A 12,983-nucleotide genomic window follows, 5' to 3' on the forward strand; every position below is an offset into this window, starting at 1 on the left:
ATGACCAGCACCACCACCTCCACGACGGGGCCGACGAACCCGACCGTCGCCGCCCTCCTGGCCCGCTCGAACGAGCTCGGCGCGGACCCGAAGAACACCAACTACGCCGGCGGCAACACCTCCGCCACGGGTACCGGCACCGACCCGGTCACCGGCGCGGAGACCGAGCTGCTGTGGGTCAAAGGCTCCGGCGGCGACCTCGGCACCCTGACCGAGCAGGGACTGGCGGTGCTGCGCCTGGACCGGGTGCGCGCCCTGGAGTCCGTGTATCCGGGCGTGGAGCGGGAGGACGAGATGGTGGCCGCCTTCGACCACTGTCTGTTCGGCACGGGGGGCGCGGCCCCGTCGATCGACACCGCCATGCATGCCCTGGTCGAGACCGCGCACGTGGACCACCTGCATCCCGACGCCGGGATCGCTCTGGCGACCGCGGCCGACGGCGAGCGCCTGACCCGCGAGTGCTTCGGCGACGCCGTGGTGTGGGTGCCGTGGCGTCGGCCCGGCTTCCAGCTGGGCCTGGACATCGCCGCGATCCAGCGGGAGAACCCCCAGGCCATCGGATGCATCCTCGGCGGGCACGGCATCACCGCCTGGGGAGATACCTCCGAGGAGGTGCAGCGCAACGCCCTGCGGATCATCGCCGAAGCCACCCAGTTCATCGAGCGCACCGGCTCCGCCGAGCCCTTCGGCGCCCACGATCCCTCGCGCGATGCCCTGCCGGAGGCCGAGCGTCGTGCGAAGGCGTCGGCCCTGGCGCCGGTGATCCGCGGGCTCGCCTCGACCGATGCGCCGATGGTCGGGCACTGGACGGACACCGAGGTGGTCCACGAGTTCCTCGGCGGGGACAAGCTGGGGAAGCTGGCCGCACAGGGCACCTCCTGCCCCGACCACTTCCTGCGCACGAAGGTGAAGCCCCTCGTGCTCGACCTCCCGGCGCATGCCTCGATCGAGGAGTCGGTCGCCCGGCTGCAGGAGCTGCACGAGGCCTATCGCGCGGACTACACCGCGTACTACGAGCGGCATGCCGACGCCGATTCCCCGGCGATGCGCGGCGCGGACCCGGCGATCGTGCTGGTCCCGGGCGTGGGCATGTTCTCCTTCGGCACCGACAAGCAGACCGCGCGCGTGGCCGGGGAGTTCTACGTCAACGCCATCCAGGTGATGCGCGGTGCGGAGGCGATCTCGACCTACTCCCCCATCGAGGAGTCCGAGAAGTTCCGCATCGAGTACTGGGCGCTGGAGGAGGCGAAGCTGCAGCGCAAGCCGGCGCCCAAGCCGCTCGCGACGCGCGTGGCCCTGGTGACCGGCGGCGGCTCCGGCATCGGCAGGGCCACGGCCGAGCGGCTCGTCGCCGAGGGCGCTTGCGTGGTCATCGCCGACCTGAATCCGGACAGCGCGCAGGCCGTGGCCGAGGAGCTGGGCGGTCCCGACAAGGCGGTCGCGCTGCGCGCCGATGTCTCCGACGAGGATGCGGTCGTGCAGGCCGTGGCCGACGCGGTCCTGGCCTTCGGCGGGCTCGACCTGATCGTGAACAACGCGGGGCTGTCGCTGTCCAAGCCGCTGCTGGAGACCACCGCGAAGGACTGGGACCTGCAGCACGACGTGATGGCCCGCGGCAGCTTCCTGATCTCCCGGGAGACCGCCCGGGTGATGATCGATCAGGCCATGGGCGGGGACATCGTCTACATCTCCTCGAAGAACTCGGTGTTCGCCGGACCCAACAACATCGCCTACTCGGCGACCAAGGCCGACCAGGCCCACCAGGTGCGGCTGCTCGCCGCGGAGCTCGGCGGCCACCAGATCCGGGTCAACGGCATCAACCCCGACGGGGTGGTGCGCGGCTCCGGCATCTTCGCCGGCGGCTGGGGCGCCTCGCGCGCGAAGGTGTACGGCGTGGAGGAGGAGAAGCTCGGCGAGTTCTACGCCCAGCGCACCCTGCTGAAGCGCGAGGTGCTGCCCGCGAACGTCGCCAATGCCGTGTTCGCCCTGACTGCCGGGGACCTCTCGCACACCACCGGCCTGCACGTCCCGGTCGACGCCGGGGTCGCCGCCGCCTTCCTGCGATGACTCGCCAGCAGCCGCAGTCGACCGACGGTCCCCGTGCCCTCGCGGCGGTCGACCTCGGGGCGAGCTCGGGCCGCGTGATGCTGGGCATCGTCGCCGACGGTCGGATCGAGATGGTCCCGGCGCACCGCTTCGGCAACCGCCTGGAGCGGGTCGACGGGCACCTGTGCTGGGATCTCGACGCGCTCTGGGCGGAGATCCGTCACGGCCTCTCCGCGGCGCACGGCCTCGCCGTGTCGCGCGGGCTGGAGGGGATCGCGGCGATCGGGGTGGACTCCTGGGCGGTGGACTATGCCCTCGTCGGCCCAGAGGTCTGCGCAACCGACGGCCCTGGCGAGCGCACGCGCGACGACGCCCCCGTCCCGGGCTCCGGACACCGTCTCACCCCGAGTTCCGACCCTTGCTCCGCCCCGGGCCCCGGCCGCCGCCATGGCGAGGTCATCGCCTACCGCGACGAGCGCACCGACGGGGTCGCCGACCATTTCTCCCGCACCGTCTCCCGGGAGCAGCAGTACGCGCTGACGGGCATCGCCCAGCAGCCCTTCAACACGCTCTACCAGCTGGTGGCCGACGACCGCCTCGCCGACCTCCCCGCCGGCTCGACGCTGCTGATGCTCCCCGACGCGATCGGGCACCTGCTGACCGGGCGGCGACGCACGGAGCTGACCAACGCCTCCAGCACCGGGATGCTGAGCGTGGGCGGGGCCGACTGGTCCGAGGAGCTGCTGGTCAGCGCGGGTGTGGATCGGGAGCTGCTGGCCCCGTTCATCGCACCGGGCGACGTGCTGGGCACCGTGCGTCCCGAGCTGGGCACTGAGCTCGGCATCGGGGAGGTGCCGGTGATCGCCGTCGGCTCCCACGACACGGCCTCGGCGGTGCTCGCCGTCCCCGCCACAGGTCCCGGGCCCGTCGCCTACATCTCCTCGGGCACCTGGTCGCTGATCGGCCTCGAGCTGACCGATGCGGTCGCCACGTCCGAGGCTCTCGAGGCCGGATTCACCAACGAGGGCGGGGTCGACGGGACGGTCCGCTTCCTCCAGAACGTCGCCGGGATGTGGCTGGTCAGCGAATCGATCCGGCAATGGCAGGACGACGGGCTCGACGTGGATCTCGAGGGTCTGCTGGTTGCGGCTGCCGCCGAGCCGTCGGCCCGCGCGCTGATCGATCCCACGGATCCGCAGTTCCTGGCGCCGGGGCAGATGGCCGACCGGGTGATCGCCGCCGCGCGATCTGTCGGGGCCGACGGAACGGGCCTCTCAAGGTCGACGCTCACCACCCCGGCCCACGTGGTGCGCTGCATCCTCGAGTCCCTCGCCCTGACCTACCGGGACCAGCTCGCCACCGCCTGCCGGATCGCGGGTGTGCCGCGCCCCGAGCGGCTGCACGTCGTCGGTGGAGGCAGCCGCAACGCCCTGCTGAACCAGCTCACCGCGGACGCGCTGGAGATCGACGTCGTGGCCGGGCCGACGGAGGCGACGGCACTGGGCAACCTCGCGCTGCAGGCCGCGGCGCTCGGGACCGTGCCCGCCGGTCGTGCATCGATCCGCGAGCTGGTGCGCGCGAGCGTCGATCTGAAGACGTTCCGCCCATCGACGCGGTGAGGCACCCTCAGGTGACGAGCTGCCAGCGCGGGTGCGAGAACTCCGCAGCATCGAGCAGCGGGCCTCGGATCTCGACCAGCCATCGCAGACGCGCAGTCGTCTCGCTGGGTTCCGTCACGCTGAGCAACAGGAGCACTGGTAGTGCGAGCATCCCACGACTTTTCCGCCGAGTTCGATGACGACGATCTGATCGCGAGGGCGGGCCTGGTACGCCGGGCCCCGACCACGCTGGGCATCCCCCTGCCTGGCTATACCTTCAGCCTCGTGCGCCAGCTCGATGCGGTCGCCTCCCGGATGCTTTCCGGCCCCGGCGCATCCAGGCTCAGGTCAGCGGCACGTGCAGATCGGCCGAGGACGGGCGGTGGGGTGGTCGCTTGCCGATAGGCTCAGGGGCATGCCGTCGACGACCTCCGTGCTGGCCTCGTGCTGTTCGGCGCTGGCGGCGACTCCACCGCGGCTGGTGCGACCGCGGCGTCGCGATGGCCGACTTCTCGCCTCGATCACCGACGCCGGTGTCCCCTCCGCGAGCACCGCAGTGCGCCTGACCGCCCTGCCCCAGGCCCGGCAGAAGGTGCCGGCCGCGGTGATCGCCGAAGGTGTCCGGACGGGGCGACGGCTCGCGATCGGGATGACCACGTTCCTGGTCGAGCATCCCCGCGCCCGATTCCTGATCGACCCGGCCCTGGGCCACGACGTGCACGCCCGCGTCCTGCCCGAACTGCCGGGGCCACTGCGCATCGTCGTGACCCCGGATCGGCCGGTGCTCGGGTTGATCGAGGCGCTGGACCGGGCCGGGCACCGTCCAGAGGACCTGGACTTCGCGGTGCCCACGCACCTGCACTGGGACCATGTCGCCGGGCTGACCGAGATCGGCGGCCTGGCGGTGCTCACCACCGAGATCGAGCGCGCGCACGCCCTCGACGGCCCCGACGTTCCGCTCGGGTACGTCCGCGGGCCGCTGCTGGATCGCGAGATCGACACCTACACCCTCAGTGGACCTCCGGTGCTGACCTTCGCGGCCAGCCTCGACCTGTTCGGTGATGGCTCGGTCGTGCTGGTCGACCTGTCCGGACACACCCCGGGCAGCATCGGCGTCCTCCTCGCGGTCGAGGGCGGCCGCCGCGTCCTGCTGACCGGGGATGCCATCTGGCACGGGCTGCAGGCTCGTCTCCTGCGGCAGAAGGCACCGTTCCCCGGCAGGCTCGTCGACGCGGACCGCGAAGCGACCTTCGCCACTGTCCACCGCCTGCACGCACTCCCCGAGACCATCGAGATCCTCGCCAGCCACGACCGCGACGCCGCGACCCCCTGGACACGCCTGGCAGTCTGATCGCAGCACTGCCGGGAGGCCCCTGATCGGCGTCCATCAGGCCGATCCTCCAGCGCGTGTTCGATGCGGCGCGCGTCCACGTCCGGTCACCGGGCTCCCATCCCGGCGGGCCCCACCCAACCCCCGTCGAGTTCTACGTTCATCCCCGATTCGGCGCCCATTGCCACCTCTCACGCAACTGGCCCTGGCAAACGGCCTGGGAGAACCTGTTCGACACCACCAGCCTGATCACGATGTGAACAGCAGCGATCTGTCCCTACGAGAAGGAACCGAAGGACTGGTGCGGTCCCAGCGGATCCCCCCGGTATCAGCCGCACATCCCTGCGGGCCCGGTGAGGTCGTCATGTTCTCCACGCGTCCACGCAGCGTGCCGGGCGGCGGAGGCCAGGACGGCCTCCCGCGCGTCGCCGAGGATCGCACCGGAGAAGTTGCCGTAGAGACGGTCGAAGGCGAAGCGGGCGGCGCCGTCCGCGACCCGCAGGGCGACGTGACCGGACAGCGGTATGCGGTTCGGGTAGGAGTACATGAAGGTGGCGGTCCGTCCGTCGGGGTTCGGGGCGATCGTGTCGCCCGACAGCAGGACGCCCCGATGGTCGCCTCCGTCCCAGTGGACGACGGCGCTGCCGGGGAAGTGCCCTCCGAGCTGGACAGCGACCACGCCGGGGCGCACCTTCTCCTCGCCGTCCCAGAGGTGGATGCCTGCGGGGGTGCGTCCGAGCCACTGGGCATCGGCCCGGGCGATCCAGACCGGCGCCCCGCCGAGTGCCGCGGACCATGCCGTCTGCAGGCCGAACATATGCGGATGGCTCGGGATGATCGCGCGCAGCGGCCCGAGTCCCGCGACCTCGGCGACGGCCGCCGCGGTGATCGCCGCCGGCACATCGACCATCACATTTCCGTCGTCCGTGACCAGCAGCTTCGCTTCCTGACCGATGCCGACCCCGCCGTCGACGCGCAGCGCGAAGAGCCGGTCCTCGAGCTCGACGACGTCGACGCCGGCGTCCCCGGCCGTCGGGTCGTGCCAGCGCTGCACACCATCGGGGGGAAGGTACTGCCGCTCGTCCGCGCACACGGGGCACACGGCAGGCACCGCGGCCGCGTCGTACTCGACGCCGCAGGTGGCGCACTGGGCGATACCCCGGAGCAGGTCGGGAAGCGGTTCGTTCATGATCAGCGGATCAGCCATGGCCCTCTCCTCGGATAGATGAGCTGATCCTCGAACCTCAAGCACCCTCGAGGTCAACCCCCTCGTGCGCGCACCCGCTTCTTCGTGCGCGTGCACTGATCTGAGCGGCCTCCCGGTCGGCGCGGAGCGTCCGGGCGATGAGGCCACCCGCACATCACCGTCCGGTCACGCTCGCCGCACGGGCGACGAGCAGGGCGTACAGTGCGCCGCCGCCTCCTCGCGGCCCGTCCACCGTGCATGTTTCGTGAGAGTCCCGTGAGGATCGCCCGAGACGTATCGCACCGAGCACATTCATGCTCCATGCTGGTCATGGCGCAGATACCTTGGGCCGATGAAGTTCTTCTGACGCATTGCACCTGACGCACTCACGAGACAGGTTCCCGACCTCGATTGACCTCACATCCCCCCGCCCCGGTGCACGCCCCTGCCGTCCTCGGCACGGGGCGCGCTCACGCGAAGGCGATTCTGCTGGGAGAGCACTCGGTCGTCTACGGAACCCCGGCCATCGCGGTGCCGGTCAGCGCGCTCACCACGACGGTGACGCTGCGACCGGCCGCAGGCTCCCTGATCAGCAGCGCCCTCTACCGCGGGCCCTCCTCCGACGCCCCCTCGCGCCTCGCTCCCGTGCAGGCGGCCTGGCGGGCGACGGCAGCCCACGTCGGCGTCCCCACCGAAGGGCTCGAGCTGGCCACCGAGTCCGCCCTGCCGATCGCACGCGGCCTCGGCTCCAGCGCCGCGATCGCCGCCGCGATCGTGCGGGCCGTCGCGGATCTCGCCGGCGTCACCCTCTCGGTCCCCGAGGAGCATGAGCTCATCCAGGAGGCCGAGCGCGCCGCCCACGGCACCCCCAGCGGCATCGATGCCCGCACCGTCGTCGCCGAGGCGCCGATCCGCTTCGAGCTGGGGGCGTTCCAGCCCCTGCGCGTCGGCGCCTCCCTCACCCTCGTGATCGCCGATACCGGGCGGCCGGGAGCGACCTCGGCGGCCGTGGCCTCCGTCCGCGCCCTGCGGGAGCGGACGCCCCGGACGACCGACGCCGCGATCGCCCGTCTGGGCGAGCTGGCCGAGGGATCCGTCACGGATCTGGCCACCGGGGACCGCGCGGAGCTGGGCCTTCGTCTGCGCGGCGCCCATGAGCTGCTGCAAGAGCTCGGCGTGAGCAGCCCCGAGCTGGATACCCTCGTCCAGGCGGCGCATGCCGCCGGCTCCCCCGGCGCCAAGCTCACCGGCGGCGGTCAAGGCGGGTGCATCATCGCTCTCGCCCCGTCCGCGGCCCGGGCCGGGCAGCTCTCCCGCGCGCTCGAGGAGGCCGGAGCGGCACAGGTGTGGACCACGGTGATCGGAGAGACGGCATGACCACGGCGACAGCACGTGCGCACCCCAACATCGCGCTGGTGAAGTACTGGGGCAAGCGGGACGAGCAGCTCATGCTGCCCGCGGCCGGCAGCCTCTCGCTCACGCTGGACGCCTACGCCACCACCACCACGGTCTCGCTCGATGCGTCGGCCGCCGAGGACCGTTTCACCCTGGGCGGCACCACCGCCACGGCAGGGCAGACCGAGCAGGTCGTCCGCTTCCTCGACCTGGTCCGCGCCCGGGCCGATTCCTCCGCCCATGCCGTGGTCGATTCGCACAACGAGGCCCCCACCGGAGCGGGTCTGGCCTCCTCCGCCTCGGGCTTCGCCGCCCTCGCCGTCGCCGCGGCCGCCGCCTACGACCTCGACCTGGACCGTGCGGACCTCAGTCGTCTCGCCCGCCGGGGCTCCGGCTCGGCGACCCGCTCGCTGGTGGCCGGCCTGGGGATCTGGCACGCCGGGGACGACGACGCCTCCTCCTTCGCCGAGCCGATCGAGGGCCCCGAGATGTCCATGATCATCGTGACCGTCGATCCCGGGCAGAAGAAGGTCTCCAGCCGCGAGGGGATGCGCCGCACCGCGGCCACCTCCCCGTACTACCCCGGCTGGGTCGACTCGACCGCCCGCAGCCTCGAGGAGATGTCCGCGGCCTGCCGCGCCGGGGACTTCACCCGCGTCGGCGAGATCACCGAGTCCAACGCGCTGCGCATGCACGCCGCGATCGAGGCCTGCGAGCCGCCGATCCGGTACCTGCGCTCCGCGTCCGTCGCCGTGTTCGACGCCGTCGAGCAGCTGCGCGCCCGGAGCATCGAGGCGTACGCGACCGCCGATGCCGGCCCCAACGTCGTGGTGATCGCTCGTCCCGCCGACGCCGCAGCCGTCGCCGACCACCTCGCCGGTCACGGCGACGTCCGCATCGTCGGGGCCGGCCCCGGCGCCCACCTGATCACCACCGAGGAGAGCGCATGATCGTCACCCGCGCACCGGGCAAGCTCTTCATCGCCGGCGAGTACGCCGTCGTCGAACCGGGCGAGCCCGCCGTCCTCATCGCCGTCGACCGCTTCCTGACGGTCCGCCTGACCCCCAGCGACGACGTCGGCCGCGTGCACTCGCGCGAGTACGGCCAGGCCCCCGTGGTGTGGACCCGTGCGGAGGGGCCCGAGCACTCCGTGAACATCGTCGTGGAGCACGAGCCCTACGACTACGTGGTCAGCGCGATCACGCTGATGGAGCGGCTGCGCGACGAGCGCTCCCTGCCTGCGCACTACTTCGACCTGCACATCGAGTCCGACCTCGACGACTCCTCGGGCCGCAAGTTCGGCCTGGGCTCCTCCGCCGCCGTCACCGTCGCCGTGGTGGCCGCGCTCGACGAGTTCTACGAGATGGGCCTGAGCCGCACCGAACGGTTCCGCCTGGCCCTGCTGTCGACCATCACCGTCGCCCCCAACGCCTCCGGCGGGGACGTCGCCGCCTCCACCTTCGGCGGCTGGATCCGCTACAGCGCCCCCGACCGGGTCACCCTGCGCGAGTCCCTCGAGCGCCACGGCGTGACCAAGGCCCTCACCTCTCCCGGGTGGTCCCCGCACCGGGTGGACCGCCTGCCCGATCCCTCCTCGCTGGAGCTGCTGGTCGGCTGGACCGGCTCCCCCGCCTCCACAGAGCGCCTCGTCGGCGGCGTGCGACCGCCCAGCGGACGCACCGCGAGCCCCTACGAGAGCTTCGTGGACGAGAGCCGCGACTGCGTCGACGCCCTGGTCGAGTGCCTGCGGGCCGACGACGGCCCCCGCGCCCTGGAGGTCATCGGCCGCGCCCGGCGCCTGCTCCAGCACCTCGGCGAGACCAGCGGGATCCGCATCGAGACCGACGAGCTTCGCCTGCTGTGCGATCTGGCCGAACAGCACGGCACCGCCGCCAAGCCCTCCGGTGCCGGCGGCGGGGACTGCGGCATCGTCCTGGCCCCCGCCGACGCCCCGCTGCAGACGCTGCTGTCGTCCTGGGAGGCCCGGGACATCCGGCGCCTGGACATGTCGGTGCAGCACCTTCAGGGGGCCACCGATGAGTGAGACCGCGTCCCCGAGCGGGCGCCGCAAGGACGACCATCTGCGCCTCGCCCACGACCAGCAGACCGCCCCGAGCCGTCGCAACGACTTCGACGACGTCCAGATCCTCCACCACGCGCTCGAGGGGCTCGACGCCGACCAGGTGCGCCTGGACGTGCCGGTCCTGGACCGGACGTGGAGCGCTCCGGTCTACATCAACGGCATGACCGGCGGCACCGACCGCACCGCGCGCGTCAACCGCGCCCTGGCGATCGCGGCCCGCGAGACCGGCATCGCGATGGCCTCCGGCTCCGTCGGCATCGCCCTGGACGATCCCTCCACCGCGCCCGGTTTCCGCGTGATCCGCGAGGAGAATCCCGACGGCTTCGTGATGGCCAACCTCGGCATCGGGCGCAGCGCCGATCACGCCCTGCGTGCCGTGGACCTGCTCCAGGCCGACGCCCTGCAGATCCACCTCAACGCCGTCCAGGAGACGGTGATGCCCGAGGGCACCCGCGACTTCTCCCGCTGGCCGCAGGCCCTGGAGGCCGTGGTCGCCGCCTCCCCCGTGCCCGTGCTGGTCAAGGAGGTCGGATTCGGCCTCAGCCGCCGCACCCTGACCCGCCTGCACGAGATGGGCGTCCAGCTCGCCGACGTCAGCGGCGTCGGCGGCACCGACTTCGCGCGCATCGAGAACGCGCGCCGCCCCGGGGAGGACTACTCCTTCCTGGCCGGGCACGGCCAGTCCGCCGTGTGCTGCCTGCTGGACGCCCCGACCCCGGCCCCGCAGCTGCTGGCCTCCGGCGGGGTGCGCACCCCCCTGGACGTGATCAAGGCGCTCGCCCTGGGTGCCCGGGCCGCCGGCGTGGCCGGCGCCTTCCTCAAACCCGCCTACGACGGGGACGCCGAGCACGCCACCGCCGTGATCCGCGGCTGGCTCTCGCAGCTCACCGAGCTGATGGCCCTGTTCGGGGCCGAGACCCCCGCCGCCCTGACCGGCACCGATCTGCTGCTGCGCGGGCGGGTGCGGGAGTACTGCGAGCTCACCGGCCTCGACGCCGCCGGCTACGCCCGCCGTGACCGCCCGGACGCCGAGCCGGTCACCGACCCGGTCACAGATCCGGACACAGATCCGGTCACCGACCCGAGAACCCCGACGGCCCCGCCGTCCCGACCCAGGACGAGGACATGAGCGAACGCACCACATCCCACACCCCGGTGCCCACCCGCTGGGTCGGTCCGATCCGTATCGGCGGCAATGCCGCCACGGGCGAGATCGAGGTGCCGCTGGCCACCTACGAGAGCCCGCTGTGGCCGTCGGTGGGGCGCGGCGCCAAGGTCTCCCGCCTCGTCACCGGCGGCATCACCGCCACCCTGATCGATGCCCGCATGGCCCGCTCCAGCCTGTTCGTCGCCCCCGATGCCGCCGGTGCGCACGCCGCCGACCAGGTCCTCCACGAGCGCCTCGAACAGCTGCAGGCGACCGTCGAGGCGACCAGCCGCTTCGCCCGCCTCATCGATCTGCACACCGAGATCGTCGGCAACCTGCTGTTCGTCCGCTTCGCCCTCACCACCGGCGACGCCTCCGGGCACAACATGGTCACCAAGGCCGCCGAGGCCCTGATGGAGACGATCCTGTCCTGGGACCTGGGGCTCGAGTACGGCTCCATCTCCGGCAACTACTGCACCGACAAGAAACCCAGCGCCGTCAACGGTGACCTGGGGCGGGGCCGCCGCGTCGTCGCCGACATCCTCATCCCGCACGACGTCCTCGAGCAGCACCTGCGCACCAGCGCGACGCAGATGGTCGACCTGGTGGTGCGCAAGAACCTCGTCGGCGGGACCGTCGCCGGGTCGCTGCGCTCGGCCAACGCCCACTACGCGAACATGCTGCTGGCGACCTACCTGGCCACCGGCCAGGACGCGGCGAACATCGTCGAGGGATCCCAGGGCATCACCTTCGCCGAGGAGCGCGAGGAGGGACTGTACTTCTCCTGCTCGCTGCCGCATCTGATCGTCGGCACCGTCGGCAACGGGAAGAACCTCCCGGAGGTCGAGGAGGCCCTGGAGCGCCTGGGCTGCCGCGAGGAGCGTGCCGACGGGGAGAACGCGAACCGGCTGGCGGCGATCATCGCCGCCACGGTCCTGTGCGGCGAGCTGTCGCTGCTGGCGGCGCAGACCAATCCAGGAGAGCTGATGGCGGCGCACGTCGCCATGGAACGACGAGCCGCAAGGGGTGACGCCTGATGTCGATCGGAATCCATGACCTCGCGGTGTCGACGGCGCACCACGTCGTCGACCTCGCGGAGCTGGCCGAGGCCACCGGCGTGGACCCCGCGAAGTACCAGATCGGGCTCGGCCAGGACCGCATGAGCTTCCCGGCCCCCGACGAGGACATCGTGACCATGGGCGCCGCCGCGGCGCTGCCTCTGCTGGAGCGTCATGGCACCGACGGGATCCGCACCGTGCTGTTCGCGACCGAATCGGGCGTGGACCAGTCGAAGTCGGCGGGCCTGTTCGTCCACGAGCTGCTGGGGCTGCCCCGCACCATGCGCGTGGCCGAGTTCAAGCAGGCCTGCTACGGCGCCACCGCCGCGCTGCAGTCCGCGCTCGGCATCGTCGCGCGGAACCCGCGGGAGCGCGTGCTGGTCATCGCCAGCGACGTGGCCCGCTACGAGCTCGACACCCCCGGTGAGCCCACCCAGGGCGCCGGCGCGGTGGCGATGCTGGTCAGCGCCGATCCTGCGCTGCTGGCGATCGAGCCGGTCTCCGGCGTGGCCGCACGGGACGTCGACGATTTCTGGCGCCCCAACGACTCCACCACCGCGGTCGTCGACGGACGGCTGTCGCTGACCGCCTATCTCGGCGCGCTGACCACGGCGTGGGACGACTTCGCCGCCGGCGGCGGCGTCGGGGCCGGTCAGATCGACCGCTTCTGCTTCCATCAGCCGTTCACCAAGATGGCGCGCAAGGCCCTGAAGGGGCTGGCCCAGCACACCGGCGTCGAGCTCGGCGACGAGCTGCAGGAGGCGACGTTCGCCTACAACCGCGAGCTCGGCAACACCTACACCGCGTCGCTGTACGCGGGCCTCGCCGCGCTCCTGGACCAGGACGACACGCTGGCCGGCACGCGCATCGGCCTGTTCAGCTACGGCTCGGGCGCGGTCGGAGAGTTCTTCACCGGCATCGTCCAACCCGGGTACCAGGAGCAGCGGCGCTGCGAGGCCGTCACGGCGGAGCTGGCCGGGCGGGTCCCGCTGTCGCTGAGCGAGTACCGCGAGCTGCACGCCACCGAGCACGCCAGTGGGACCGACCTGGAGACGCCCCGGGTGACGCAGGGCCCGTTCCGCTTCGCCGGCATCCGCCGCCAGGCCCGACAGTACGAGGCCACGCAGGGCTGAGACGCCG

General features: G+C 72.2%; 11 protein-coding genes. 9 read left to right on the forward strand and 2 right to left on the reverse strand.

What is annotated here, in order from left to right:
* Both JOF44_RS10720 and JOF44_RS10725 read left to right on the forward strand, forming a co-directional pair.
* Positions 1-2,067, forward strand: coding sequence for a bifunctional aldolase/short-chain dehydrogenase (locus tag JOF44_RS10720; protein ID WP_209890814.1), 2,067 nt, complete (start codon positions 1-3; stop codon positions 2,065-2,067).
* Positions 2,064-3,665 (forward strand): rhamnulokinase, encoded by a 1,602-nt coding sequence (locus JOF44_RS10725; RefSeq protein ID WP_209890817.1) that lies wholly within the window; start codon positions 2,064-2,066, stop codon positions 3,663-3,665. The genes JOF44_RS10720 and JOF44_RS10725 overlap by 4 nt, the downstream gene beginning before the upstream one ends.
* Positions 3,666-3,672: 7 nt before the next feature.
* On the opposite strand, the gene JOF44_RS10730 is transcribed toward JOF44_RS10725, so the two are convergent.
* Positions 3,673-3,816, reverse strand: a complete 144-nt coding sequence (locus tag JOF44_RS10730) for a hypothetical protein (protein WP_209890820.1) — start codon at positions 3,814-3,816, stop codon at positions 3,673-3,675.
* A 243-nt stretch (positions 3,817-4,059) separates the two neighbouring features.
* On the opposite strand from JOF44_RS10730, the gene JOF44_RS10735 reads away from it, so the two are divergent.
* Positions 4,060-4,995, forward strand: a complete 936-nt coding sequence (locus JOF44_RS10735; protein WP_209890823.1) for an MBL fold metallo-hydrolase — start codon at positions 4,060-4,062, stop codon at positions 4,993-4,995.
* 307 nt (positions 4,996-5,302) lie between these two features.
* Here the strand turns inward: JOF44_RS10735 and JOF44_RS10740 are convergent, their stop codons facing one another.
* Entirely contained in the window at positions 5,303-6,181 is an 879-nt protein-coding gene (locus JOF44_RS10740) for an MBL fold metallo-hydrolase (RefSeq protein WP_245348920.1), read from the reverse strand.
* Between the two features lie 390 nt (positions 6,182-6,571).
* On the opposite strand from JOF44_RS10740, the gene mvk reads away from it, so the two are divergent.
* Genes mvk through JOF44_RS10770 form a run of 6 tightly spaced genes read left to right on the forward strand, consistent with a single transcriptional unit; the run spans position 6,572 to position 12,976 of the window.
* Positions 6,572-7,537 carry a mevalonate kinase gene (gene mvk, locus JOF44_RS10745; RefSeq protein ID WP_209890825.1) on the forward strand — a complete coding sequence of 322 codons (966 nt, stop codon included), beginning with the start codon at positions 6,572-6,574 and terminating at the stop codon, positions 7,535-7,537.
* A complete protein-coding gene (mvaD, locus tag JOF44_RS10750; RefSeq protein WP_209890829.1) occupies positions 7,534-8,505 on the forward strand; it encodes a diphosphomevalonate decarboxylase in 972 nt (323 codons plus the stop codon). Before mvk ends, mvaD begins: the two co-directional genes overlap by 4 nt.
* On the forward strand, positions 8,502-9,599 hold the full coding sequence (locus JOF44_RS10755) for a phosphomevalonate kinase (protein ID WP_209890833.1): 1,098 nt from the start codon (positions 8,502-8,504) through the stop codon (positions 9,597-9,599). Before mvaD ends, JOF44_RS10755 begins: the two co-directional genes overlap by 4 nt.
* A complete protein-coding gene (fni, locus tag JOF44_RS10760; protein WP_209890836.1) occupies positions 9,592-10,767 on the forward strand; it encodes a type 2 isopentenyl-diphosphate Delta-isomerase in 1,176 nt (391 codons plus the stop codon). The genes JOF44_RS10755 and fni overlap by 8 nt, the downstream gene beginning before the upstream one ends.
* Positions 10,764-11,822 carry a hydroxymethylglutaryl-CoA reductase gene (locus JOF44_RS10765; protein WP_209890839.1) on the forward strand — a complete coding sequence of 353 codons (1,059 nt, stop codon included), beginning with the start codon at positions 10,764-10,766 and terminating at the stop codon, positions 11,820-11,822. The genes fni and JOF44_RS10765 overlap by 4 nt, the downstream gene beginning before the upstream one ends.
* A complete protein-coding gene (locus JOF44_RS10770; RefSeq protein WP_245348921.1) occupies positions 11,822-12,976 on the forward strand; it encodes a hydroxymethylglutaryl-CoA synthase in 1,155 nt (384 codons plus the stop codon). The genes JOF44_RS10765 and JOF44_RS10770 overlap by 1 nt, the downstream gene beginning before the upstream one ends.
* The last annotated feature ends 7 nt before the right edge of the window (positions 12,977-12,983 follow it).

The organism is Brachybacterium fresconis, from assembly GCF_017876515.1.
GTDB classification, from domain to species: Bacteria; Actinomycetota; Actinomycetes; order Actinomycetales; family Dermabacteraceae; genus Brachybacterium; species Brachybacterium fresconis.